This window comes from Spirosoma arcticum, from assembly GCF_054779955.1.
Window position 1 is genome coordinate 338,691 of the sequence record NZ_BAAGXG010000007.1, and the last position, 23,775, is coordinate 362,465.

24 protein-coding genes are annotated in these 23,775 nt (G+C 53.8%); 16 read left to right on the forward strand and 8 right to left on the reverse strand.

From position 1 onward, the window contains the following. Positions 1–13: 13 nt before the first annotated feature. Positions 14–2,035 carry an acetoacetate--CoA ligase gene (locus ACYVHB_RS18175; protein WP_461053192.1) on the reverse strand — a complete coding sequence of 674 codons (2,022 nt, stop codon included), beginning with the start codon at positions 2,033–2,035 and terminating at the stop codon, positions 14–16. A gap of 265 nt (positions 2,036–2,300) precedes the next feature. Here ACYVHB_RS18175 and ACYVHB_RS18180 point away from each other — a divergent pair, with 265 nt between their 5' ends. From ACYVHB_RS18180 to ACYVHB_RS18200, 5 genes are all read left to right on the forward strand, one after another. Beyond that, positions 2,301–4,256, forward strand: coding sequence for a pseudouridine synthase (locus tag ACYVHB_RS18180; RefSeq protein ID WP_461053193.1), 1,956 nt, complete (start codon positions 2,301–2,303; stop codon positions 4,254–4,256). Positions 4,257–4,343: 87 nt separating this feature from the next. Further along, entirely contained in the window at positions 4,344–4,985 is a 642-nt protein-coding gene (locus tag ACYVHB_RS18185; protein ID WP_461053194.1) for a deoxyribose-phosphate aldolase, read from the forward strand. A 94-nt stretch (positions 4,986–5,079) separates the two neighbouring features. Further along, positions 5,080–6,012 (forward strand): homoserine kinase, encoded by a 933-nt coding sequence (locus ACYVHB_RS18190; RefSeq protein WP_461053195.1) that lies wholly within the window; start codon positions 5,080–5,082, stop codon positions 6,010–6,012. Positions 6,013–6,044: 32 nt separating this feature from the next. Then, positions 6,045–6,518 (forward strand): methyltransferase family protein, encoded by a 474-nt coding sequence (locus ACYVHB_RS18195; protein WP_461053196.1) that lies wholly within the window; start codon positions 6,045–6,047, stop codon positions 6,516–6,518. 50 nt (positions 6,519–6,568) lie between these two features. After that, a complete protein-coding gene (locus tag ACYVHB_RS18200) occupies positions 6,569–7,021 on the forward strand; it encodes a hypothetical protein (RefSeq protein WP_461053197.1) in 453 nt (150 codons plus the stop codon). Positions 7,022–7,034: 13 nt separating this feature from the next. Here the strand turns inward: ACYVHB_RS18200 and ACYVHB_RS18205 are convergent, their stop codons facing one another. Beyond that, the gene (locus ACYVHB_RS18205; RefSeq protein ID WP_461053198.1) at positions 7,035–7,634 is read right to left on the reverse strand and encodes a DUF6134 family protein; all 600 of its coding nucleotides are present in this window, start codon (positions 7,632–7,634) and stop codon (positions 7,035–7,037) included. A gap of 119 nt (positions 7,635–7,753) precedes the next feature. Between ACYVHB_RS18205 and ACYVHB_RS18210 the strand changes: the two genes are divergently transcribed. Continuing rightward, positions 7,754–10,114: a glycoside hydrolase family 20 protein gene (locus tag ACYVHB_RS18210; RefSeq protein WP_461053199.1), complete on the forward strand. Its 2,361-nt coding sequence runs from the start codon at positions 7,754–7,756 to the stop codon at positions 10,112–10,114. Here ACYVHB_RS18210 and ubiG read toward each other — a convergent pair. Beyond that, complete coding sequence (gene ubiG / locus ACYVHB_RS18215) at positions 10,081–10,896, reverse strand: bifunctional 2-polyprenyl-6-hydroxyphenol methylase/3-demethylubiquinol 3-O-methyltransferase UbiG (protein ID WP_461053200.1); 816 nt, start codon at positions 10,894–10,896, stop codon at positions 10,081–10,083. The two genes, ACYVHB_RS18210 and ubiG, sit on opposite strands and share 34 nt — an antisense overlap. A gap of 202 nt (positions 10,897–11,098) precedes the next feature. On the opposite strand from ubiG, the gene ACYVHB_RS18220 reads away from it, so the two are divergent. From ACYVHB_RS18220 to ACYVHB_RS18255, 8 genes are all read left to right on the forward strand, one after another. Beyond that, positions 11,099–12,589, forward strand: a complete 1,491-nt coding sequence (locus tag ACYVHB_RS18220; protein WP_461053201.1) for a hypothetical protein — start codon at positions 11,099–11,101, stop codon at positions 12,587–12,589. A gap of 121 nt (positions 12,590–12,710) precedes the next feature. Beyond that, positions 12,711–13,679, forward strand: coding sequence for a hypothetical protein (locus ACYVHB_RS18225; protein WP_461053202.1), 969 nt, complete (start codon positions 12,711–12,713; stop codon positions 13,677–13,679). A 22-nt stretch (positions 13,680–13,701) separates the two neighbouring features. Then, the gene (locus tag ACYVHB_RS18230) at positions 13,702–14,304 is read left to right on the forward strand and encodes a hypothetical protein (RefSeq protein WP_461053203.1); all 603 of its coding nucleotides are present in this window, start codon (positions 13,702–13,704) and stop codon (positions 14,302–14,304) included. Between the two features lie 53 nt (positions 14,305–14,357). Next, positions 14,358–15,200: a hypothetical protein gene (locus tag ACYVHB_RS18235; RefSeq protein WP_461053204.1), complete on the forward strand. Its 843-nt coding sequence runs from the start codon at positions 14,358–14,360 to the stop codon at positions 15,198–15,200. 29 nt (positions 15,201–15,229) lie between these two features. After that, positions 15,230–15,412: a hypothetical protein gene (locus tag ACYVHB_RS18240; RefSeq protein WP_461053205.1), complete on the forward strand. Its 183-nt coding sequence runs from the start codon at positions 15,230–15,232 to the stop codon at positions 15,410–15,412. Between the two features lie 30 nt (positions 15,413–15,442). Further along, positions 15,443–16,000 (forward strand): hypothetical protein, encoded by a 558-nt coding sequence (locus ACYVHB_RS18245; protein ID WP_461053206.1) that lies wholly within the window; start codon positions 15,443–15,445, stop codon positions 15,998–16,000. A 64-nt stretch (positions 16,001–16,064) separates the two neighbouring features. Beyond that, complete coding sequence (locus ACYVHB_RS18250) at positions 16,065–16,418, forward strand: hypothetical protein (RefSeq protein ID WP_461053207.1); 354 nt, start codon at positions 16,065–16,067, stop codon at positions 16,416–16,418. 205 nt (positions 16,419–16,623) lie between these two features. After that, positions 16,624–18,075, forward strand: coding sequence for an APC family permease (locus ACYVHB_RS18255; protein ID WP_461053208.1), 1,452 nt, complete (start codon positions 16,624–16,626; stop codon positions 18,073–18,075). A gap of 110 nt (positions 18,076–18,185) precedes the next feature. On the opposite strand, the gene ACYVHB_RS18260 is transcribed toward ACYVHB_RS18255, so the two are convergent. The 3 genes from ACYVHB_RS18260 to ACYVHB_RS18270 all read right to left on the reverse strand — a co-directional run bounded on the left by ACYVHB_RS18260 (position 18,186) and on the right by ACYVHB_RS18270 (position 20,616). After that, a complete protein-coding gene (locus ACYVHB_RS18260; protein WP_461053209.1) occupies positions 18,186–19,142 on the reverse strand; it encodes a hypothetical protein in 957 nt (318 codons plus the stop codon). Between the two features lie 95 nt (positions 19,143–19,237). Then, positions 19,238–19,786, reverse strand: a complete 549-nt coding sequence (locus tag ACYVHB_RS18265; protein ID WP_461053210.1) for a DUF2231 domain-containing protein — start codon at positions 19,784–19,786, stop codon at positions 19,238–19,240. A 71-nt stretch (positions 19,787–19,857) separates the two neighbouring features. Continuing rightward, positions 19,858–20,616: a ZIP family metal transporter gene (locus ACYVHB_RS18270; protein WP_461053211.1), complete on the reverse strand. Its 759-nt coding sequence runs from the start codon at positions 20,614–20,616 to the stop codon at positions 19,858–19,860. A 116-nt stretch (positions 20,617–20,732) separates the two neighbouring features. Between ACYVHB_RS18270 and ACYVHB_RS18275 the strand changes: the two genes are divergently transcribed. Then, positions 20,733–21,326, forward strand: coding sequence for a TMEM175 family protein (locus ACYVHB_RS18275; protein WP_461053212.1), 594 nt, complete (start codon positions 20,733–20,735; stop codon positions 21,324–21,326). Positions 21,327–21,337: 11 nt separating this feature from the next. Next, positions 21,338–22,702 carry a peptidoglycan DD-metalloendopeptidase family protein gene (locus tag ACYVHB_RS18280; protein WP_461053213.1) on the forward strand — a complete coding sequence of 455 codons (1,365 nt, stop codon included), beginning with the start codon at positions 21,338–21,340 and terminating at the stop codon, positions 22,700–22,702. Positions 22,703–22,718: 16 nt separating this feature from the next. Here the strand turns inward: ACYVHB_RS18280 and ACYVHB_RS18285 are convergent, their stop codons facing one another. Together ACYVHB_RS18285 and ACYVHB_RS18290 are read right to left on the reverse strand one after the other, a co-directional pair. Then, on the reverse strand, positions 22,719–22,949 hold the full coding sequence (locus tag ACYVHB_RS18285) for a hypothetical protein (RefSeq protein ID WP_461053214.1): 231 nt from the start codon (positions 22,947–22,949) through the stop codon (positions 22,719–22,721). A 165-nt stretch (positions 22,950–23,114) separates the two neighbouring features. Further along, a complete protein-coding gene (locus tag ACYVHB_RS18290) occupies positions 23,115–23,684 on the reverse strand; it encodes a DUF4136 domain-containing protein (protein WP_461053215.1) in 570 nt (189 codons plus the stop codon). Positions 23,685–23,775 lie beyond the last annotated feature (91 nt).

Below are 23,775 nucleotides of genomic sequence, written 5' to 3' on the forward strand. Positions count from 1 at the left end.
ATTGTCAGGCTACTTACCGCTTAATCACGAAGCCCGCGAACTGATCCAGCGCGGCCGGATTGCGCAGCGTGTCCTGGCTGGTCACTAAGGATGGATCGACACCCGACAGAATTTTTTTGATCGGCGTTTCGAGTTTCTTGCCGCTGATGGTGTACGGCACTTCATTGATTTGGTACACCGCATCGGGCACGTGACGGGGACTGAACTGAGTCCGCAGCGTCTGTTTGATGCGTGTCGTCAGGTCGTCGGTAAGCACAAATCCGTCGCGCAGCACCACAAACAGCGGCATGTGGTACTGCCCGCCGGGCTGCTCCAGGCCAACGATTAAACTGTCGGCAATTTCGGGCAGGCTCTCAACGGCGCTGTATATTTCGCTCGTCCCAATCCGGACGCCGTCGCGGTTCAGGGTTGCGTCCGAACGGCCGTGGATAATGATACCGTTGCGCTCCGTAATGCGGATGTAATCGCCATGCCGCCAGACGCCGGGGTATTCGCTAAAGTACGTTTTACGGTAGGTCTCGTTACCCCGGTCATTCCAGAAGTAGATAGGCATCGAAGGAATCGGCTCCAGGATAACCATCTCGCCTAAATCGCCCCGCACGGGCCGGGCATTTTCGTCGTAAGCTTCGACCTTGCAGCCCAGCAGTCGGCACTGAATTTCGCCTTCATAAACCGGCAGCAGTGGGTTGCCGCCCACAAAACCACTGCACACGTCGGTGCCACCGCTGAACGAAATCAACCAGGCATCCGCCTTCACGCAGTCGTAGATCCACCGAAATGATTCGGGTGGCAACGGCGATCCCGTTGAGCCGATGCTTCGCAGATAGGGTAGCCGGGCCGTATCCATCGGCTTCAACCCCTGGCGAAAACAGGCGGTGTAAAAGGCGGCTCCAGCGCCGAAATGAGCGATTCGGGCATCGTCGGCCAAGTTCCAGAGCGCATTCAGGTCAGGATACCCGGCGGCCCCTTCGTATAGCACAAGCGTTGCCCCGGCCAGCATGGACCCAATGGCGAAGTTCCACATCATCCAGCCCGTAGTCGAATACCAAAAATACCGTTCGCCCACGCGTACGTCCTGATGCAGGCCCAGCACTTTGAGGTGTTCGAGCAAACACCCGCCCACGCTATGGGTAATGGCTTTGGGCTTGCCCGTCGTGCCTGATGAATACAACACCCAGATGGGGTGACTAAACGGCACTGGCTCGAACACAAGGCCATCCGGCGCGGGCGTGTCCAGCACATGCTGCCAGCCTGTAGTGCGGTCGGGCCGACGCTCGGCGGGGGCTTTGCTATCGGGCTGAAGGTAAGGCACCCACACCAGGTGCTGAAGCGTCGGCAGGTTGCTACGCAGTTCGCGGATGGCTTCGGTCTTGTCGATTGGTTTTCCGTTGTAGGTGTAGCCATCGGCCGCAATGAGCACTTTTGGCTCAATTTGCCGAAAACGATCCGTTACGCTGACCGTACCAAGATCGGGCGAACAGCCCGACCAAACAGCACCAATAGCGTTGGTTGCCAGAAAGGTCACCACCGCTTCGGGGCAGTTTGGCAACACCGCCACAACCCGGTCGCCCACCGTTACGCCCTGCTCCCGCAGCCAGGTGGCCACTGCCGCCACCTGTTGCTCCAGCACTTGCCACGACACAGCCGTTAGCGGGTGCCGCCGGGCGTCAGACCACCGGTCGTCAGCCCGCTCGGAAGCAAACAACAGGGCCGGGCGCTGCGGGTTTTTGTGACGAAAAATATGTTCGGCGTAGTTCAGCTTCGCGCCCGAAAACCACTCCGTCCCGATCATATCAGCTTCGCTGGGCCTAAAAATGACCTGATGATAGGGGGCGTGGCTCTGCACATCGAAAAACTGCCAGATACTCTCCCAAAAGTCTTCCAAATCGGTCACCGACCATTCCCAGAGGTCGTCATAATCCCGAAAATACAAGCCTTTTTTAACGAACAGCCAGTTCATGTACTGTTTCATCAGCGACTGGTCGATGGTGAACCGGGAAGGTGTATAAAGTGGGGTTAAGAGCGGGCGGGTCATAGAACTGGTTGTCGATTGTTGAAGCAATAGTGGTCAATGACCGACGCACGACTACCCATCATGTCGGCCACTGACTACCATCTGGTAACGATAGACAACGATCATGGATTGTTTTTTACGGAAAATGCGTTTTGGTCAGGATGGTGGTGACACCACTCACGCCGAAAGGCCTACCTTTGCATTCCTTTCAACCTACGGATCAGCAATTACGCTGACAATCAACGCGTCAACTTAGACACAGCAGTACGATTTACTGTATTATTCCATGAATCAGGATTCAGACAAGAACGAGAATCGCCGTGATGGTGACAAAAGTCGTTCCTTCGGTCGTCGGGATGACGGCCGCCCCAGCAAGCCCGCCGGAGGCTCCACGTTCCAACCCCGCAACGGCGACACTGATCGCCCACGCTTCGGCCGCGACGAGCGCCCAACTGGTGCCGGACCACGCCGTGAGCGGGGTGCCAATGACCGTCCCCGGAGCCGCGACGAACGGCCGACCCGAACCGGCCAGTCGCCGTTTACCTCGCGTGATCGGCAGGATTCCGACCGCAGTCGCCCCGAGCGGCCCAGCGGCCCACCCCGCCCCTCGTTTAATCGGGACCGCCCCGACTCCGACCGAAACCGCACCAACGATTCACGCCCCCGGTTTGACCGGGATGATAAACCACGTTTTCCGCGAAATGAAGGGGGCCGTACCGGAGCAGGTCCACGGGACGACAAACCACGCGTCAACCGGGATACGGACCGGCCGCGTTCGACTGATTCAGACCAGCACCGGTCCCGTTTCAACGCCGACCGCACACCAGACCGGCCCACCGACCGCCCCCGTTTCGAGCGGAACGACGAACGTCCGCGTAACGCTGGTTCAGAATCACCCCGCCCGCGCTTCGAGCGCCGGGATGATAAAAGCGACCCGGTGCGTCGGAGCGATACCGGCCGGAGCGATGATGCGCGTCCCCGGTTTTCGCGGGACAGCAACGACCGGAGCCGACCGGGTGGCAGCGGGCGGGGCCGGACGGGTAAACCGGCCGGTTCGCCGGACCGCTTCAAACGGGTCGGTGGTTTCAGCCGGGAGGCCGACGAGCGAAACCGCGAAAACTGGTCGGAAGGCCGCACCCCGGAAAGCCGCACCTCCGGCCCGGACAAGCGCGATAACCGGGATGCTGGTGATGCGGCAGACCGACCACGGGACGCTGGGTCGCGGGATGCCCGCCCGCGCAACGACCGCTCGGAGGGCCGCTCTGACCGGGGTAGAGGCAGGGAACCGCAGGGTGGCGAATCCAATTCGCGCAACACCCGCTTCACGCCGGAGCAACGCAAAGACTCCGGCGACCGGCGCACGGGCTTTTTTGTGAAAGCGCCCAACTACGAACTGGAGCAGCAACGGCGGGCCGGGCAGATTGATGCGCCCCGGACTCCCAGACCACGCACCGACAAATACGAGAATATGCCTCCCAAAAGCCGGTCCAATAGGGGTGGTCAGGAGGAGAAGCCAACGCCTGCCGGTGAGCCGGGCACCACGCGGCTGAACCGGTACATCGCGAACTCAGGCGTGTGTTCGCGCCGGGAAGCCGACGAACTCATTGCACGGGGCGACATAACCGTTAACGGCAAGGTGGTGACCGAGATGGGCTTCCGCGTGAAGGAAGGCGACATGGTAAAATACGGCACGAAGGCGCTTACGCCAGAGCGGTTCGTTTACGTGCTACTCAACAAACCAAAGGATTATATCACGACCACCGAAGACCCCGAAGAGCGCAAAACCGTGATGGAGTTAGTGGCCGACGCGGGCAACTTCCGCATGTATCCGGTGGGGCGGCTCGACCGTAAAACCACGGGACTGCTGCTCCTGACGAATGATGGTGAGCTGGCCGATAAACTGACGCACCCCTCCAACGAGGCTCGCAAAATATACCAGGTTGAGTTGGACAAGCCCATTACGGAAGAACATTTCGACACGCTCAAAAAAGGAATCGAACTGGAGGACGGCCCCATCAAACCCGATGCCTTGAGCATTGTCACACCCGACGCGTATGTGGTGGGTATCGAAATTCACTCGGGCCGCAACCGCATTGTCCGCCGGATGTTTGAGAGTCTCGGCTACGAGGTTACCAAGCTCGACCGCACTGCCTACGCCGGACTGACCAAGAAAGAACTGCCACGCGGTAAGTGGCGTTTTCTGGACCCAAAAGAAGTGGTAAAACTCAAATACCTTAGTTGATTAAAGAGTGAAAGGAGTAAAGAGTGAAAGAGTGCCTGATGATGCACCGCTCTTTCACTCTTTACTCCTTTCACTCTTTGCTTACACATGAACCACCTATTCCCTTACATTGAACGAACGCTGCTGCACCCCGGCGTAACGATCAGCGAACAGTACAATGCCCTTGACGACGTAACCCAGCTCGGTTTAGCGGGACTGACGGTAGCGCCCTTCTGGGTTAAGAAAATCAGGCGCGAACTCGGTGACGACCATCCGGCGGTGCTGTCGGCGGTGGTGGGCTATCCGTACGGTTATCAGCGCACCGAGGTTAAGCAGCTCGAAGCCGAACTGGCTCTAAAGGACGGCGCTACCGAAATAGAAGTTGTGCTGAATACCTCGGCCCTGTTTTCGCCGTCATCGGTCTGGCTCAAGATCGAGTTTGCCAAATTAGTGACGCAGGTTCATGCCCAGGAAAAACTGCTGACCCTCGTGCTGGAATCGGCATTGCTCGATCAGGAACAGCGCTTAACGATAATTAAAATCGCGGCCGACGCGGGCTGCGATTTTCTGAAAAACGCAACCGGGATAATCAAGAACGGTTTTTCGGTGGAAGCTGCACTGCAATTTCGCTGGGACGTGCCCCAATCGGTCGGCGTCAAAATTGTGGTCGACGGGGCCACGGAGCACGAACAGGAGCAGTTGGTGGCCGCTGGCGTGGAGCGGTTGGCACTGGGGCTGGCGATCCGGTAAGTCCTCGTAATGGAGGCTCTGTACAGCGCATCAAATTGATTTTTCGACCCGAAACCGCTAATCTTGCAGCCGGGTCTTTCCCACCTCTTTTATTGTGAACTCAATCAGTGTCTTTGCGCCCGCTACCGTCGCCAACGTGGCCTGCGGATTCGATATATTCGGCTTCGCCGTTGATAATCCGGGCGACCAGATTACGCTGACCCGGCGCGACGAGCCGGGCGTCCGAATCACGGACATCATTGGCGACGGGGGGCGATTACCCCGCGAAGCCGCCCGCAACACCGCCGGTATTGCCATCCAGACCTATCTACAGCACATTGACCGGACCGACGTAGGTATTGACGCGGTGCTGTACAAGCAGATGCCGCTGGGTAGTGGTTTAGGGTCCAGCGCGGCCAGTGCCGTGGCGGGTGTTTATGCCATCAACGAACTGCTGGGTCGCCCGTTGCCCATTTTGAAGTTGTTGCCTTTTGCGATGGAAGGGGAGCGACTGGCCTGCGGATCGGCCCATGCCGACAACGTAGCTCCGGCGCTACTGGGTGGGTTCGTTGTTATTCGCAGTTATCACCCGCTGGACGTTATTCGCATCGAGACGCCCGCCGAGCTGTTCTGTACCCTGGTTCACCCCGACATTGAGGTCAATACTAAAGACGCCCGGTTTATTCTCAAAAACGAAGTCTCGCTCAAAAACACCATCACCCAGATGGGCAACGTAGCGGGTCTGATTGCGGGTTTGATGACGCCCGACTACGATCTCATCAGCCGCTCCCTCGTCGACGTAATTATTGAGCCGGTGCGGGCCATTCTGATTCCAGAGTTCCACGAAGTGAAGCAGGCAGCGCTGGCTAACGGCGCACTGGGGTGTAGCCTATCGGGGTCGGGGCCGTCGATGTTTGCCCTAAGCCGAAACAGCCAATCGGCCGAACAAATTGGCGAAGCCATGCGGCAGGCGTTTCTGGCCGTCGGTATTACCAGCGACGCGTATGTATCGCAGATCAACCGTCAGGGACCGCACGTAATTAGTTAGCCTGTACTAAATTAGGCCAAAAATTAGTCGTTATGGCCATTAATCCGACACCCGACCGGGCGAACGTAATTGCGTTTCCGCCTTTGCTTTTTGGCGGTACGTTAGTCGTGGGCGTACTGCTGCGGTTTCTGTTCCCAACGCCACTTTTACCCAATCAAACCGCCCTGCTGATCGGCGCGGCAGTGGTACTGATTGGTCTGCCCATTCTGCTGCTGGCATTTCGGCAGATGATCCGCAATAAAACCACCATTCACCCCGCTGGTACAACGACAACCATTGTCAGCAATGGCCTTTACGCGTACACCCGCAACCCCATGTACCTCGCCCTGACGTTGCTGTACATTGGCGTGAGCATAATGGTCAATGCCTATTGGGGATTACTGCTGCTCGTTCCGCTGTTGATTCTGGTTCAGAAGGGCATTATCGAGCGCGAAGAGCACTACCTGACCCAAAAATTCGGCGACGAGTATCTGCGTTATAAAGGACAGGTTCGCCGGTGGCTTTAGCGAGTCACCTTCCATTCCAACCTTTTTCTACGTTTGGGAGTCGTGGGAATATGCGGGCAAAACTCATCAACAAGCTCCTGGCTCAACTCAGCTTACTGGCGGCTTTATCGTGCCAACCGTCGGTATCGCCCGAAACCCTATTCGATAATCAGCGGTCGATCTGGGATTGTCATCACCGAAACACATGGTCTGCCAAGGCGGTAGCGGCTCAGTTGGTTGGCCGCTGGCAGTGGCGATACGTAAGCTGCGAATTGTTGAGGAGTGCCACTCAAAACGCCGGATTAACGGTTGTTTTTGAGCCAGACAAAACGTTGACGGTCCGGGAGAACGGCGTAATTAAACAAACCGCCCGCTGGGAAGTCGTGCCAACCGATAACATCTGGGGGTTGGCCGTTCAGCCAGCGGTGAGTCAGTTGCACGGTCGCATTCTGTTTTGCGACCAAACGGTGGAGTTTAACAATAGCTACATCGACGGCTGCGACAATTACTTCGTTCGTTACTAATCCGTCCAATCTGCTAATCGAGAAGCCGCACAACGTAATTCTTCATTTTGTTGTACTTAATTACTTTCACCAATCGCCCTTTCTCGTAGATATACTCATCTTCGTGATCGGCGAGCCGGGCACGATAGGCTCCAGCGGCCGTTTTGCGCAGGGTGAAATAATCACCGACATACTCGCCGTACACTTTATTCCGGCCGATTGGCTCGTAGAAATACATCGACGAAACGGAGAAATCAATAGCCCCCTGCTCAACCGCCTGCCGCTCACTCTTGTGCTGGCTAACCGAGATCACGTAATGATCGTCTTTCCACTCCGTCCTGGATGTGTAATGGCCCTGATTTGTTTGGGTGGTAACGACCGAAAGCATTAACTTCTTCCCTACATACTGACTGACGGCCTTATAATAAACCTTGACGGTGTAGAACAGCAGTTTCATTTTCACGTCGCTAATCAGCGTATAAGTACTCCGGTTATCGGCATGTTGTTCGCGCACGGCGGTTATGGCTCCAACGCGGACACCGGCCATGTCAATGGCGTAATGATGCGTTTTGATGTCCTGAGCGCTGACCGAAATGGACAGGCTAAGCAACAGTAACAGGCTTATTTTTCTCATTCGTTGCAATTGGGTCTGCTGATGCAGACGGTGACGGTGGGCGAATCGGCTGAATTCGACTAATTTTCAGGCACGGAAGGCCTACTTAGTAAACGACGACAAACCCTGTTCCCGCTACCATGCGTACAATTTCTTTTCTGACCTTCTTAATCTGGACGGTTTCGTTGAGCAGCTTCGGCCAAAGCCTCAATCGCTATACCATCATTCCGCGCCCGGCGCAGCTCGACCCCCGCGCTGGCGAATTCGTCGTTAGCCGCGCCACCACGATCATGGTGCCGTTTGCGCAACCCGAATTAAAAGCCATTGCCGATTCGTTTGCGAACCAGATCAACCGCTGCACTGGGATTGGTGTTACCGTGCGCAACGTGAACCGGATGGCATTACCTGGAAATCTGATTCAATTTCTACCCACCCGCGACACGACGCTGGGCAGGGAAGGCTACCGCATTGACGTGACCGACAAACTCATTACTGTGGCAGCCACTGCACCGACCGGCTTTTTTTACGCCGTACAAACGCTGTACCAGTTATTGCCGCCCGCTGTGCTGGCCATGACACAGACGCAAGGTATTGCGTCTCTACAAATTCCCGCCTGCCGGATTCAGGACCGGCCCCGCTACCCGTATCGCGGTTTGCACCTCGACGTGGCACGGCACTTTTTCCCGGTTTCGTTCATCAAGCACTACCTCGACCTGATGGCCCTGCATAAATTTAACAATTTCCACTGGCATCTCACCGACGATCAGGGCTGGCGCATCGAGCTGAAAAAGTACCCGAAACTCACGCAGGTTGGTGCCAACCGGCGCGAAACCATCGTGGGCCACTACGACGACTACGACCCGCAGGTATTCGATGGCAAGCCCTACGGCGGCTTTTACACCCAAGACGACATGCGCGAGGTGGTTCGGTACGCGGCTGCGAAGCACATCAACGTCGTGCCCGAAATTGAACTGCCGGGTCACGCTTTGGCCGCGTTAGCCGCCTATCCTGAACTCAGTTGCGAACCAGCCCGGCCTGGATTGGCCAAAGCTTACCAGGTGGCTACGAAGTGGGGCGTTTTCCCCGACGTATTTTGCCCGACCGAAAAAACATTCAGCTTTTTGCAGGATGTGCTAACCGAAGTAATGGCCCTGTTTCCGGGCAAATACATTCACATCGGCGGGGACGAATGCCCCAAAGATGCATGGCGAAAAAGCGAGTTCTGCCAGCAGCTCATCAAGCGCGAAGGACTGAAGGATGAACACGGGCTACAAAGTTACTTCATTACCCGCATCGACAAATTTGTGACCAGCAAAGGTCGCCGAATCATTGGGTGGGACGAAATTCTGGAAGGTGGTCTGTCACCCAATGCGACGGTAATGAGCTGGCGCGGCACTAAAGGCGGCATTGACGCGGCCCGTCAGCGGCACGACGTGATTATGACGCCCGGCCAGTTTTGCTACCTCGATCATTACCAGGGAGACCCCGCGCTGGAGCCGGTGGGATTCGGGGGCGTGCTGCCGCTGGCGCTGGTCTATTCATACAATCCCACGCCCGCCGAACTGTCGCCCGCCGAAGCGACGCACATTTTGGGGGCGCAGGGCAACGTCTGGACCGAGTACATTTCAACGACAGATCAGGCCGAGTATATGGTCTGGCCCCGTGCGGCTGCCCTTTCCGAGGTGGTCTGGACACCACTGTCGCTGAAAAGCTACGACGATTTTGCCCGCCGACTGCCCACGCACTTAGAGCGATTAGCCAACCTGAATGTCAATTACGCCCGCACGTTTTTCGACCCAACACTCACAGCCCGGTCCACGCCCGATGGAAAAGTAAGCGTGTCGATGACCGCGAACTCAGCAGCGCCGGGCGACATTCGCTACACCCTCGACGGCAGCGTCCCATCCGGCGAATCGTTGCGCCACGAACAACCGCTGGTGCTCGCTAACTCGGCAACCGTTCGCGTGGCAGCGTTCCGGAGCACCCAGCCCCTGAATCAGCTTGCCAGGGTGCAGACTGAATACCTCGTCTCGAAAGCAACCGGAAAATCGTACACGCTGCTAAGTGCGCCAACTACCGGCCGACCCGATAGAAATTACAGCCTAACCAACGGCGTTGTGGGAGGAATGGGGGGCTATGAACTGGCTAATGCCGTGTCGTTTACCAACGATGTCAACGCCGTTATCGACCTTGGTCAGAGTCAGTCCATACAGAGCGTCAGGATTGGATTTGTGAAATACACGGCCAAAAATATGTGTTTGCCCAAACAGATTGAGATTGCGGTTTCGGACGATGGGCAGACGTTCCGGCCCGTGGGGACGGCTAAGAACAACGCGGCCGAGGGTGGTAAGCGGGCCATTGTCCGGCTCCCGTTCGACTTTACGCCCACAACGGCCCGCTACGTGCGCATCATTGCCCGCAACGCAGGCACGGTTCCTGCGGGCCTGCGCAACCCCGGCAAGGCCGCTCAGTTGGCGGTGGATGAAATTGAGGTAAGATGATCTTTTCTTGCCCACCCCATGTAACACAAACTCGTATCCCGGCCTTCGCGCATGGTCAGGCGGCTACCTAACTCGCGGAAAGTCCACGCGCCGGACGTGCGTTTGCGAAGATAGTAGAGCGTTTTCAACACGTTGTAGTCAGCAACCATACCGCGCGTATCCTGGTTAGTCAAACCACTCCGTGCGAGTTTCGCCCGTAGTTCGCCGGGTTTGACAAACCGGCCATAAACGTGCTGATTAGGTTCCATGAACGCCCACCGCTTCCAGTCCTGCGCGATCTTAATCAGGAACAGCCAGCTTAGCCACGTCCGGTTGATGGTATCATACAAAAACAAACCACCCGGCTTGAGCACCCGGCTGATTTCGGCCAGCACCGCATCAACGTCCTGTACGTGTTCGAGTACGTCGCAGCAACTGACGTGGTCGAAACTGGCATTGGCGAAGGGCAGTTTCTCGCCCGAACCAACCCAGTAATCAATAGTGAGCTTCTGTTGATGCGCATGATGGCGGGCCGTTTCGACCGACGAAGCCGACGGGTCGATGCCCGTTACGCGCATACCCAGTTCGGCAAAGGCTTCGGCTAATATTCCACCCCCGCAACCCACATCCAGCAGCGTCCTGTTTTGCGCGTCAACGTTCTGTTCCCGTAAAACGCGCTCAAAATAGCCCACCCGCGTTGGGTTAACGGATGTTTTGAGCAGAAAAAACAGCTCATCGGGATTCCACCAAATGTCACGATCAGCGTCGTAAACGGTATTGTTGGTGCGGATTTCTGAAGGCATTTTTGATAGGAGACGGCATGAACCGGGTAGCGTAAACTTACTATTCCGCAATCGTACCCGGCTTAGTTCTGTTTAAGACATTGCTTCACTCAACTTCTTTACGCTTAATAAGTTAGATTGACTTAATTGGGTAAAATGTATAGTTTTGATTCGTGCGAAAAACCGCTGTTTTCTGATTAGAAATATGTAGTTCCCGTGTCGTATGACTTCACCGTCCCAGATCGATAAAGAAACCAGTCTGTTGCGGGCACTTCGTCAGGAACTGGTTACCAAGATACAGGAAGACTGGGAGAGCCGCTGGAAGCCCCTCGGTCATGGTGAGTCTTTTTCGGGACTACATAATCTGCCGAGTCAGACGCGCTTTGTCAATCAACTGTTTGAGGACATTTACGATACACTGACGCGCCGATTCGGAAGCCGGGCAGCCGCCAACGATTTTATGATCGACCATGAACGTACGCTGGCCCGGTTTCTGAACGATTCATACGCCAAAGGGTTTTCCGTTAAAACCCGCAACACAATTGCCTCCTACGTTGGGTATCAGCATTACGCGGATTTTGTCCGGCAGTACCGGGAAGTTCATGAACCCCCGTCACCCGTCACGGTTCTGTCGTTGCTTCCGGTTCCGTTTCGGCGCGAACTGCTTCACATACCCCGGCTTTCTGCTCCTAATCAGGTCAGGCAATTCACCCCCCGTCGGCAGAAAGCGTTGTGGATTAGTTTGTCAGTAACATTTGCCTTGCTGTTGGGCGGTTGGAGCTATTGGCAGTACCGTCAGACGCGCCGACTGACGCCCGCAGAAACGGCAACGGTTACCTTTCGGGAGGTGAGCCGCAACGCGCCGACTAACCCGTGCTGGGTAACGTTCGACTACAATTTCTCCAAGCTTGGTCTCGATTCGCTGGTCCTGCATTACGGGGGTTCATTGGGAGCGGAGGAAGAGAGTCAGCGAACCATCAGCCAACCGAAAGGGCGGCTCAACGTGGCTTTCTACAAAGGTGGCATCAAACTACTCACGCTGCGACACCGGGACCAGATCGTCAGGCGCATTGTGGTGATGATTCCGAGCGATGGCTGGGGGTGTTACGTGGCCGGACCAAACTGGATTCATCCCGATTTTATGCCCCGGCAATACTACCGCGATAACTGCCTGTTTGTCAATCCCGAAATCAGTATCATTGACCCGCAGATCCGGTCGTACTTCATGACGCATTTGTACCGAACGGGCCAATGGGCGGTGGATATGGACAGCCTGACCGTTGAGTGTCGGTTGCAGAACAAGCCGGATGCATTTGGTATTAGCTGCTTCGATACCCGGCTAACCTTTGCCGACACGCAGGTAAACCAGTTTGCCATCGAGTTTCAACGTCCCGGCTGCCGCGAATTTACTACGCAATCGGGCGACACACTGCAATCACAGCCTCTCCCCGACCGCACGGCGTTTGACGTAAGCGTTCCTAAAATTCTGGACCGGTTCTACATCCTGAAAACCGTTCTGACCAACGGCATCGCGACGACGTATATCGACGGTAAGTTGTTCTCGCGTAACACGTACCGCCACTCGTTCAGCAACTTACGGCAACTGGAAGTCAAATTCAAAGGATCGGGAAAAGTCGATTCCTTCCGGCTTACGAACTCCTACACCGGGCGGCTTATCTACTTCGATGACTTCGGCGGCCCGGCTGTCGAATAGCTTATTGTTCCATTTGTCACGATTGTCACGGTGTTTGTCTTGGCTGTCACAAGTTGATTTGCTCAACTTAGTAATCATTTTCACTCACAGTGCTTACCGCGACCCCAAATTCTTCCACACCATGAAAAACCTGTTCTTACTTCTATTATTACTCGTTGTATCGCCCGCTTTTGCTCAAACTAACGAAGAAGAGGCCGTCAAGCGCGTTCTTCAGCACGAAACCGACAGCTACCACGCGGGCAACTACAACCAGTGGGCCACCGATTGGGCACACGAACCCTACGTTCTCTGGATCATCAATCAGCCCGATGGAGGATACCGAAAAATGGTCGGCTGGGACGATTTGAGCAAGCAAATGAAAGACATGATCGCCGAGAATGGGGGCAATGCCGGGTCGAGGCCCACTGTTCAGCGTGAGAACTATGTAATCCGGCAAAACGGGTCAATGGCCTTTGTCACGTTCGATCAGTTTGAAGTCAGAGCAAACGGACGCTCTCCGCGTTTCCGCGAAAGCCGAGTCTTGGAGAAAAAAGGCCAGGATTGGAAATTGATTCACTCGAACGTCTTTCTGCCCTGGTCCGAACTCATGGCACCCAGTAAGGAGTCAGTAACGGCCGGTACGACCAATAATTCTGATTTGCCCAAATTAACTGACGCCCAGAAAGTCCAGTTTTTAGCTGCTCATAGCACGGTTACCGATGCCATTAATATCGCCTATGCAAAATCAATTGGTAAAAATCCGAAGGAATATGGACGTGATTTCGGCAAGCTAATTGGACCAAGTTGGAAGCAGACAACGGCTCAGGGTAAAGAATTGGAGAGCATTGTCGAACACCTAAATGCTATGGCGCAGGGCTTCGGTACTTCCTTTGAACTCGTCAATCGGTCGGCAACCGAAGCCGTTGTTAAGCGGGGGATGTTGCTTCAAGCGCCCCAAATGGCTGGCCTGTTTACCAGCCTGGGCGTTACCGCTCAGGACATGGAAGCCTGGAACGAAGGCGTGATGGGCGAAATCGCAACCGGATTGGGGCTTTCACTCTCGCAACGTCAGGACGGGCAGAACATGATTGTTACGTTGAAAAAGTTATAGTGAATTTATTATCAACTTGATCATGGAAAAAATTCTTAAAGTCATTCTCGGCATAGTATTTTGGATATTCTTGTTGTATTGGTTTGGGCAATGGCACGAGAAATGCACTACAGAAGCGACAGATAAAATAAAGAATATTTCGACAGGATTAAATAATTCTGATCCAGAAAAGCGTATATCAGTAATTGACAGTTTGATCAAACTAGATAATGACAATATCATGGGCAGAGAAGCGGTGGTTGCTGAACTGGCACTATTATCTTCTAATGATAATTCAAAATACGTACGTTTTAAGGCTGCTGATGGTGTGATAGAAATTTGCAAAAGACAAAAATATGAATCATCTGCAGTATCTACTAAGTACGTTGTATGGGCTTCATTCGCATTTCTGAAAGAGGATAACTATGAAAACCGTGCGACAGGAATAGGAAATATACTTGCCGCATTTAAATATAAAGAAATGTACGTAAAACCTTGGCGAATTAATAAGAATGAAAAAGAACTTTGGTTTCTAGTCAAAGAGGAGTTAACAAAGATAGCAAATACAGACCCAGAACCTATTGTAAGGAAATTAGCCAAAAATACTCTTACAGCTTTGAGAGAATACTCGCCAAGCAAAGTTTAAAAGAAATAAGAATTAAAAATATGGTTTTGGCAATGTATTAAATAATGATTAACATGAAGAAGATTTTATTAGACAACCTGTTATACGCAGCATGCGCATTAGCTTTCATTTTGATTATCAGATATTTTTGGGACAACATCTGGATTGATTTAATTAGCTTTCTTATAGGCATCTCACCTATTGCGTCATTATTGACAGATTTACAGAAGTTCAATAAGGGTAAAGAGTTTAATCAAAAAAGAATTGACTTATCGTCAACATTTCCTACGTTTTGTTTTATGGGACTTTACGAAGTTTTGAACAATGAATTGAAAAAAATTAAAGCAAGTGATAGCTTAGAGTACTCATTGTGCTTAGTTTCAACTAACAGTTTGCATTTTTACAAATGTGAAAAGTCTCTAATGTTAGAAAAAGATTTTAGCACTGCAATTTTAGATAATTTAGATGATTTGAATGGAATAATTGCAATAATTAATAATGAATCAATTATTTCGATAGAAAGTAACGATGTACGAAAAGCCTCAGTAGAGAAATTTGAACAATGGGTTGAAGATATACTTGTGAATAGTCTTGGCAAGGCACTTGGCAGAAACTATTCCAGTAAAACTATTCATATGGAAGCTCTTATCTATGTCTTCTTTAAAGAGGATCAAAATTTAAAATTAATGATTTTTGGTATTCCTGAAGAGTTAGCAAATGCAATCAATTTTGATTGGGGGTCACTTATTCCCGAAGAGATAGCCGATGGAATTAATCCAGTGCCTTCATGGATTTCGGACGGAATTGAAGGCATGGAAATCCTTTTAAAAGATGATATAGTAGAAAAATCGAAGGCTATTATTGAGGCAGAAACATTGGCTGACCGTCTGAGGACTTTAACTGTACAACGAATGTAGACTACTTGATAAAACTGATTTTGATGAATATGAGAACTCACTTCCTAATTGTTCTTTCTGCCCTTTTTCTGGCCATGACGCCCGTTTTCGGCCAGAACGCAACCCCGCCCATATCTTCCAGCCAACCCTCGCCCGACGAGCAAACCATTCTCCAGCTCGAACGCGATCTGGTCAGTGCTTATAATACGGGTGATACTAAAAACATCGAATGAATTCTGGCCGATGACATGGTTAATACGGGTATGAGCAAGCCAATCATGCTATCGTATAAGAAGCCCTATGATGCCGACAAATTTGACATTACAGATGCAAAAGCCAATGTATGGGACAATACGGCTGTGGCAACTGGCATTATGATCGTCACGCCAAAAGTAGGTGGAGCAGAAACCATTTACTATCGCTACACAGATACATTCGTAAGGCGGCAAAACAAGTGGCAGTTAGTAGCCTCTCAGCGCATTCGCACTCCGGTGTGGCGAGTACGTCCAATGGATGATAAGGAATTGACCAATCTAAACTCACAGGACTGCACTCAGGAATCGTCGCTTCGAACGCTCAATTCGGAGACTCAGGCTTTTATCAAATTGACAAATGCCCCCAAACAGCCGATTACCTCCTACTGGATTGATCGGGAGGGAAAGCGAAGTTCTCTTCCGATGCAAAAAGTTACAGTGCAACCCGGAGCATCTTTTCCACTGTATACGTATTTGACTCACCCGTTCGTCATTTCGGATGCCAGCGGAAAGTGTCTGGGTATCTATCAGGCCACTAAGGAGCCGGGGTTGGTGGTGATTAAGTGAGGTTTGGCTCCACAAGACGCCTTTTAACAAGTTTGTTCAATTTAAACCAAGCTACCTACACAATATGGTACCTCCAAATCCACAACCTGCTCAACCAATGTCAACCGGCTCTACAAGTTACTACGATCTGCTAAGGGATGTCGTTACCGACCCAAATCTCTCGGCGGATGAAAAGCAAAAACTACTCGACGAACTAAGAAAAAACTCGCCTACCAGCGATCGATGGACTTTCCGATGGGCCATATGGATATTGGGCTTAATTGTCATTCTCGTAATTATTGCAATTTGGTGGCTCACTTACCAAGGTCAAGGTAAGATTACGATTCCAGATGGTCTGATTGCCTTAGGCTCTGGTGCTGCGGGTGCCTTATCAGGCTTGCTTACACCAGGCAGAGAGAAGGGTAGCAATTCCGAGTAAACCAACGTATTGGGGCATCTACGACTACGTCAACAACCCTACTAATGTCGGTCAATTGGTCACCCGAAAGGCACAAACCGCAACCATACGAACGCCTGACCGTTAACACCGATCAGGCGTTTCTACATCCAGTACTCGACTCATTTGCAATTTCGGTCATTCCCGTGCTTCTTGTGGGGTAAATCACCCAAACCCGCCCCGTACCGTGCAAGCAGTCGCCGACGAAAAAACCGAATTTAACCGCTCGCTGAGTCTGCTCGACTCCACCCTCATCGTCTCCGGCTCCATGATCGGCTCCGGCGTCTTCATCGTCACCGCCGACATGGCCCGTAACCTCGGCTCGTCGGGCTGGCTGCTCATGCTGTGGGTGCTGACGGGCGTGATGACGGTGGCAGCCGCGCTCAGCTACGGTGAACTGGCGGGTATGATGCCCAAAGCGGGTGGTCAATACATCTACATTCAGCGGGCTTACGGCAAACTGACGGGCTTCGTCTACGGCTGGACGGTCTTCACCGTCATCCAGTCGGGGGTAATTGCGGCCGTGGCGGTGGCTTTTGCTAAATTCTCCGCCGTGTTTATTCCCGCACTTGGCCCGGAGAATGTGCTGCTCGCACTCGGTCCCATTAAGGTTACGCTGGGGTCGCTCTACGCCATTGGCAGTCTGGTATTGCTGACGTGGCTCAACAGCCGGGGTGTACAAAGCGGCAAGCTTATTCAGAATATTTTCACGTCGGCCAAACTGCTGGCGCTACTGGGGCTGATTGTGGTGGGTATTGCGCTGGGGCTGAGCAGTGGACTGCTATCGGCCAACCTCGCCAACGCCTGGGATGCCAATAGCACCTCGGCAACGGGCGAGACACTGCCGCTGGCAGGAATGGCTCTGCTGCTGGCGTTCGGTACGTCGATGGTGGGGTCAATTTTCTCGGCCGACGCCTGGAATAATGTCACGTTCATTGCGGGCGAAATCAAAAATCCGCGCCGGAATATTCCGCTGGCCCTTTTCTTTGGTACACTCACAGTTACGCTTATCTACCTGTTAGCCAACGTCGCCTATCTGAGTTTGCTGCCCCTGAACGGCTCCCCTACCGCGTCCGACGTGGTGGGCCGGGGTATTCAGTTCGCCACCGCCGACCGGGTGGGCACGGCTGCCGCGTCGGTCGTTTTCGGTAATCTGGGCGTCGGTATTATGGCCGTTTTAATTATGATTTCGACATTTGGCTGTAACAACGGGCTGATTCTGGCCGGGGCACGTCTCTACTACGCGATGGCGAAAGACGGCTTGTTTTTTGAGCAGGCCTCACACCTCAATGAGAATGCCGTACCGGAGCGGGCGTTGTGGCTCCAGTGCGCCTGGGCGTCGGTGCTGTGTTTATCGGGCACGTATGGTGATTTGCTGGACTACTGCACTTTCACATCGCTGATTTTTTACATGGTCACCATTGGCGGGGTCTTCCTGCTCCGGCGCAGCGAACCCAACACCGAGCGGCCTTACCGGGCGTTTGGCTATCCGCTCGTTCCGGCGCTCTACATCCTGACCGGTACCGCTATTTGCTTTATTTTGTTGTACACTAAAACGTTCAACACGGGCATGGGACTGCTCATTGCCGGGTTGGGCATACCCATTTATTTCCTGACGAAGCGGGGGCAACGGGGTTGATGTCCATTAACTTTGTTCATCAAGTTTGACCAAAAACAACAAGCTCATGTCGGCTGTCATTACCGTCTAAGCTGGCCCGTCAGAACAGGCCGACATTGCCGACACCGTTCTCAGTCAACGGCTAAACTCTCATCACCCTCATCATCGGGCAGCAGTAGCAGTTCCGGATCGCTCATGAGCAGCGAGAAGGGCGGAGCCAGGAGGGTCGGCATGTCGTCGAAGATCAGTTCTTCGGGTCGGCGGGTAAGTTTGATGCGTTCGCCTTTTTGCTCGATGAAGGTGTCGAAATGCGTGAAATTCTGTTGCCGCAAATCGTACACCGGCTCTCTGGCCATCGCCAGTTTCTGCTTGAAGCCCTTAATCGAGCCGACATTCACTAAGTACTCGCTCATTCGCCGGAAGAGCTTCGGCATAATCGGCCGGTCGGTCGTAATCACGGACAATGAACTGACCACCACGCCCGTAGTGGTGGTAATATCGTCGCGATGCACTCCAAGCTTCTGCTTTCGGGCCTGCACCACGGCCGTTGTCAGGGCGGTGCGCAAGTCGAAAAACAAGCCCTTGTAATAGGTCGGATAGGCCAGCCCCTGCGCCAGCGCCTGGTAATTGAAACTTTGCTTCATCCGCTGCTCATCCAGTATCACCGATGCGCCATCGGCTTCGGGTGCGCTGCCTGCGAAGACGAACGCGATTGGCCGACCGTACTTCTCCACCGAACGCGCCATAATGTAGCCTGGCGTTCCATCGGTAGCCGATACAACGGTGTTGCCGTTCTGACTCCAGACAACGTTTTTAATTTCTACGAAGTCCAGCAGCGCCGTTCGGGCTGCGTGGGCTAACGCTAATGGCTGGTTGAGCGCCCCGCCCCCGCTGGGTGGGCTGTAGTGCGTTTCGAGCGTGTCCATGGCTTCGATTCGCAGTTGAACGTGCCCGCGGGCGTTCATTTTGGGGGCCGGGCCGCTCAGGGTCCGAATTAACGCCGGGTTTGTTGGCATAAACCGGATTGAGTCGCCGTCGGGCGAGTAGTTCAGAACGTGATACGTTCCCTTGATGAGCGTGAATGGCATGACCGAATTGGTTGAAGTGTGATCGGTTATCGGTCAAATATCCACAGTAATTCATCCAACCGGGTAGTACTATTTAGCAAACGGCCCCACATTGACTACGCAAACCGCTCCCGACCCAGTTTGTCTTTAATTCGACCGTGGTCATAGTTGACATCAATCTCCGTGGTGGGCCGTTTCGACAGGGAGATAGTTGAATTCAGGTGAGCGCCATTGTCTACGCCAACGCCCAGCCGGTGAACCAGTTCGCTGCCCAGCCAGCCCATAATACCCGCCAAGACAAAACCAGCAAACGAGACCGCCAACGCAATTATGGAAGGCACATAACCGGCTTCGTCGCGCCGGAACAGCCAGCTTAGGGCAAATAGCAGCAACACCGCTACGTTTCCCAGACCATGTACCAGTCCAACCCGCTTGGCCCGTGTACCGCCCGGAATGGCAAACCAGTCGATCCAGCCCGGAACGGCAGCCGCCAGTCCACCCAGCAGCCCGGCAACCATCATCCAGTAGGACACCAGCGCGAAGGTTGAATTATCAGTCAGGAGGTAAACAGCATCGAAAATAACCGCCGTGGCCAGCAGACCCAGCGGAAACACAATCAGGATGGCATGGGCCGCATGACCCGCCACTTTTGCTCTGCTTTCCATAGTCGTTGAATCTATTTACGGCGGTAGTAACGCCCACCCGCTGGCAATGTTTCTGGTTGTTAGGGAATAGATCAGGCATCTAATTTTGATAACATAAAAGCTAATAGAAAACCAACAACGGTAATCAGGCCCGTAAATTCATGCGCTTCGTCAAACGCTTCGGGCACCATCGTGTCTACCAGCATTGCCAGAATTGCCCCGGCTGCAACCGCCGTTGTCGCGGCAATCACATCGTTGGAGTAATGGCGAAATACCGTATAACCAACGACCGACGCTACGCCAGAAATCAGAGCAATGCCTGCCCAAATACCCACCACGTACCCCATCGACCGGCCCGCCTTTTTCATGCCCGATGCGCTCGACAGACCTTCGGGGATGTTGGACAAAAACACCGCAATCACGGCGACTAAACTCACTCCTTTGCCACCGAGCAGGCTAAGTCCAATAACAATGGACTCAGGAATACCATCTAAGAGCGCTCCAACCGCAATGGCCAGGCCACTTCCGCCCTGTTCGCTTTCGGACGACTGCTGACCGCCCGAACGTTTGCGGTGTTTAGCACCCCGGTGCGAAAGAAAATAGTTGGCTATCGTGTAGACAAGAGCACCACCCAGAAATCCGATAGCGGTTGCATCGAACCCACCAACGCGGTACGCTTCGTCCATCAACTCGAACGATAACGCCGAAAACAAGACGCCACTACCGAAAGCCATTATACCCGCGATGAGCCGTTGCGGCACACCCACAAAATAGCCAATGGCCGCACCGATCAGCAACGCACCACCCGAAAGCAAACCCCATAAACCCGCCTGTAGCCAGTATGGAACCATAAGAAAGAGTGGTATTGAGTTACCCGCTTGAACCATCCGGCAATGGTTTTGTTAAAACCGTCAACGTAGCGAGTAGTATGGGGCCAGCAAATTTTCAGGAAAATGAAACCGTACGAATGGAAGCGTTCAGCGATGGGGTTCTGGCAATCAACATCACGCTGCTGTCCTTTGAGCTTAAAGCGCCCGCGTTCAAAGAATCCTACACGAGTGTCTCGCTCTTGCTGACGATGGCGCGTCAGTGGCCAGCCTATTTAGCGTTTGTGCTTAGTTTCGCCACTATTTTCGTGATCTGGGTGAATCACCACCGGATGTTTAATGTCATTCGGCGGAGCGATTCCAGGTTCTTATACCTCAATGGACTGTTATTGTTTCTAACCAGCATAATCCCGTTTATGAACAACGTGCTGGCCAAGTACATCTCTACGTCCGCCACCGAGCTGGCTGCTGGCCTGACTATGCTGCTTTTTGGGGCCATTGTCGGTGTGTTTTATTTGATGTGGAACCACGCCACCGACAATTACCACCTGCTCAAACGCCCCGCTGCCGGCGTACGGGTGCGAACGGTCAGGAGTGGTTTCATCATCAGCATGGCTATTTACGGTGCCTCGGCGCTGTTGGCAACCGTACTGCCCTTAGTCAGTATTTTAATTGGCTTACTCATGGTCGTTTATCTATCTCAGTTAAAATACCACCGCGACAAAGTCGTTTAAACGGTAGTATTATGGCAAATACCCCCCTCCTTCGTTTCGTTTCCATTGGTCTGCTGGCTACCTGGGTAAGCGCCTGCACGGGCGTTGGCCCATCCACAAGTTTGTTCCGTTCGTCGTCGCCCCACGAACAGTACGGGCAGTCGCTCAAATCGGCCAAACTCGACCAGACAGCGCTCGGTGCCGACTGGTTGGCGGCCGGTGAACGCGCCCTGCGCGACTCGCTTAAAATTACCGTTCCGTATCGCGAGAGTGGTTATTTCTCCGCCAACAAAGCGTTTGCCGTTGGCTACCGGATGGATGCCCAGCGGGGCGACCGTTTTCTGGTGCGGGTTGAAACCCAGAGCCAGAAAACAGTGCAGGTATTTATCGACGTACTGGCGTTGGAGAGTCGCAACCGAACCAGCTTGGTTGCAACTTCAAAAGCCGACACGAACGTGCTGGCGTGGGAGCCGCGCCGAACCCAAACTTATCTGATCCGCATTCAGCCCGAATTGCTCCGCAGTGGTCGCTACACCATTTCAATCACGCGCGAACCTGCGCTGAGCTTCCCGGTGCAGGGTCGCGACAGCCGACAGATTAGCAGTTTCTTTGGCGTACCGCGCGATGGGGGGCGTCGGCGGCACGAGGGCGTAGATATTTTTGCGCCGAAAGGAACACCCGCCTTAGCCGCAGTCGAGGGCACCATTATGGGCGTCGGCACGAGTAAGCTGGGCGGCAATGTCGCGTTCTTAGCCGATAACGACCGCAACATACGCCTGTATTACGCCCACCTCGACCGCTGGAATGTGCAGAACGGGCAACGCGTATCGGTGGGTGACACCATTGGGTTTGTGGGCAATACGGGTAACGCCCGCACTACCGGTCCGCACCTGCACTTCGGCATTTACGGCGTCAGCGAAGGCGCTACGGACCCATTGCCGTTTATCCGTTTAGGACGAGGCCCGGCCAAACAGGCCCTCGTACCGGCCGACCGCTTGGGTGATCTTGCCCGCGTATCGGTGGGGCGAACGGCGGTTCGGTCCGCTCCCACTGGCGACGCGCCCATTTTGCGCCAGTTACCTAAATCGTCAGCCCTGACCCTTGTTGGTGGCACCGCTACCTGGCTGCGCGTTGAACTGCCCGATGGCTTAACTGGCTACGTAGCCAGTGCCGCCACTGAAGCGGCCACCCGCCCCCTCCGATCACTGTTGCTGCCTTCGCCCGGCAATTTGCTGGATGCGGCCGACCCGGCGGCTCCAACTATTGACACACTCCCCACTAAATCGACGGTGGAGGTGCTGGCCGGGTCCGGGCCATTTCTGTTGGTGAGAAAACAAAACGGGCAAACGGGCTGGTTGGTGAGCAAGGCAGCGCCGGAGAGCCAAACGCGCCGGTGACCAATCGTGGGAGCGTTCAGCGTGAGCCGGATGACTCAACCCGGCCGGGCACCCGCATTGAATCGGCAACGGGCAACGCCCAGGACGTATCGGTTGGTACACCATTCTGCACTGTATCACAGTCTTCAAGCCGCACTTTCAGGTCTTTTATCTGACTCTCCTGCCGGTGAAAATTACGCTGAAGATCGATCCGTAGATCATCGAGATGCCGGTGTCGCTGATAGGCTACACTGAGCAGCGTTATCATGCCCAACAGCAGCACGAGTATAACGGTCAGAAGTGAGTGAACAACAAGTCGGCTTATGGGTAACACGGTGGGGCAGTGAAAGCGTAAATAAACGAAAAGTTACATCAACAAAAAAGCCTGCCACCCGTAATGGGCGGCAGGCTTACACTTAAATTAACCTGCTAATTAGCGGGCTGCGCCGTAGTCCTGTCCCGCACTCTCCGGGAAGTTCTTCATGATGCTGGCCACCGTTTCGCGGAAAGCCTGGTCACGGTCGCGCTCCTTGTTGCGGCTGTTCAACTGACCGGTGGCCCAACCCTGCCACACGATGTCGTTGGTGCGGGCGTCCGATACGTTAATGACCACGCGGTTTTCTTCGTACTGCCGCGAGTACACGTTGTTGTTCATGCCACCGTACCACCACGAGTAGGGCGAGTACATATTGTTGGACTGAATCTGCTGCTTGTCTTTCGAATCCATAAAGAACCGAACAACGAGGTCCGCTTCGCCCTGCGTTACGGGTTTGTACCCGCGTGATTTGAGCGACTGATCGAGGGCGTCGGCAATCCGGCGCTGGTTGAGATTGCTGCCCACAATGGGGTCAGCGTTGCGCGAACGGTCGGCTTCGATACGATACGTCGTGAACTGCCGGACGTTTACCTTCGGGTCATAGTCATACTTGACCGTAATGGCCGGGGCGCAGGACGCCAGCGTACCGGCGACAAACAAACTGGTGATTATGGCTTTGATTTTCATGTTGGTTTATTGTTAGCTGGCTTGTTAACCGACTACATAACGCTGTCAAATAGTCCCTTCGTATAGGACACTTGAATAACTAAAATAGCCA

What these genes read in the sequence shown, in the direction of transcription:
- ACYVHB_RS18210 (WP_461053199.1), top strand. Translation starts at nt 7,754, where the DNA reads ATGCGTACAATTTCTTTTCTGACCTTCTTAATCTGGACGGTTTCGTTG.
- ACYVHB_RS18245 (WP_461053206.1), top strand. Translation starts at nt 15,443, where the DNA reads ATGAGCAAGCCAATCATGCTATCGTATAAGAAGCCCTATGATGCCGAC.
- ACYVHB_RS18280 (WP_461053213.1), top strand. Translation starts at nt 21,338, where the DNA reads ATGGCAAATACCCCCCTCCTTCGTTTCGTTTCCATTGGTCTGCTGGCT.
- ACYVHB_RS18185 (WP_461053194.1), top strand. Translation starts at nt 4,344, where the DNA reads ATGAACCACCTATTCCCTTACATTGAACGAACGCTGCTGCACCCCGGC.
- ACYVHB_RS18230 (WP_461053203.1), top strand. Translation starts at nt 13,702, where the DNA reads ATGGAAAAAATTCTTAAAGTCATTCTCGGCATAGTATTTTGGATATTC.
- ACYVHB_RS18220 (WP_461053201.1), top strand. Translation starts at nt 11,099, where the DNA reads ATGACTTCACCGTCCCAGATCGATAAAGAAACCAGTCTGTTGCGGGCA.
- ACYVHB_RS18200 (WP_461053197.1), top strand. Translation starts at nt 6,569, where the DNA reads ATGCGGGCAAAACTCATCAACAAGCTCCTGGCTCAACTCAGCTTACTG.
- ACYVHB_RS18275 (WP_461053212.1), top strand. Translation starts at nt 20,733, where the DNA reads ATGGAAGCGTTCAGCGATGGGGTTCTGGCAATCAACATCACGCTGCTG.
- ACYVHB_RS18205 (WP_461053198.1), bottom strand. Translation starts at nt 7,634, where the DNA reads ATGAGAAAAATAAGCCTGTTACTGTTGCTTAGCCTGTCCATTTCGGTC.
- ACYVHB_RS18260 (WP_461053209.1), bottom strand. Translation starts at nt 19,142, where the DNA reads ATGCCATTCACGCTCATCAAGGGAACGTATCACGTTCTGAACTACTCG.
- ACYVHB_RS18240 (WP_461053205.1), top strand. Translation starts at nt 15,230, where the DNA reads ATGAGAACTCACTTCCTAATTGTTCTTTCTGCCCTTTTTCTGGCCATG.
- ACYVHB_RS18250 (WP_461053207.1), top strand. Translation starts at nt 16,065, where the DNA reads ATGGTACCTCCAAATCCACAACCTGCTCAACCAATGTCAACCGGCTCT.
- ubiG (WP_461053200.1), bottom strand. Translation starts at nt 10,896, where the DNA reads ATGCCTTCAGAAATCCGCACCAACAATACCGTTTACGACGCTGATCGT.
- ACYVHB_RS18270 (WP_461053211.1), bottom strand. Translation starts at nt 20,616, where the DNA reads ATGGTTCCATACTGGCTACAGGCGGGTTTATGGGGTTTGCTTTCGGGT.
- ACYVHB_RS18285 (WP_461053214.1), bottom strand. Translation starts at nt 22,949, where the DNA reads ATGATAACGCTGCTCAGTGTAGCCTATCAGCGACACCGGCATCTCGAT.
- ACYVHB_RS18290 (WP_461053215.1), bottom strand. Translation starts at nt 23,684, where the DNA reads ATGAAAATCAAAGCCATAATCACCAGTTTGTTTGTCGCCGGTACGCTG.
- ACYVHB_RS18235 (WP_461053204.1), top strand. Translation starts at nt 14,358, where the DNA reads ATGAAGAAGATTTTATTAGACAACCTGTTATACGCAGCATGCGCATTA.
- ACYVHB_RS18195 (WP_461053196.1), top strand. Translation starts at nt 6,045, where the DNA reads ATGGCCATTAATCCGACACCCGACCGGGCGAACGTAATTGCGTTTCCG.
- ACYVHB_RS18175 (WP_461053192.1), bottom strand. Translation starts at nt 2,035, where the DNA reads ATGACCCGCCCGCTCTTAACCCCACTTTATACACCTTCCCGGTTCACC.
- ACYVHB_RS18180 (WP_461053193.1), top strand. Translation starts at nt 2,301, where the DNA reads ATGAATCAGGATTCAGACAAGAACGAGAATCGCCGTGATGGTGACAAA.
- ACYVHB_RS18265 (WP_461053210.1), bottom strand. Translation starts at nt 19,786, where the DNA reads ATGGAAAGCAGAGCAAAAGTGGCGGGTCATGCGGCCCATGCCATCCTG.
- ACYVHB_RS18225 (WP_461053202.1), top strand. Translation starts at nt 12,711, where the DNA reads ATGAAAAACCTGTTCTTACTTCTATTATTACTCGTTGTATCGCCCGCT.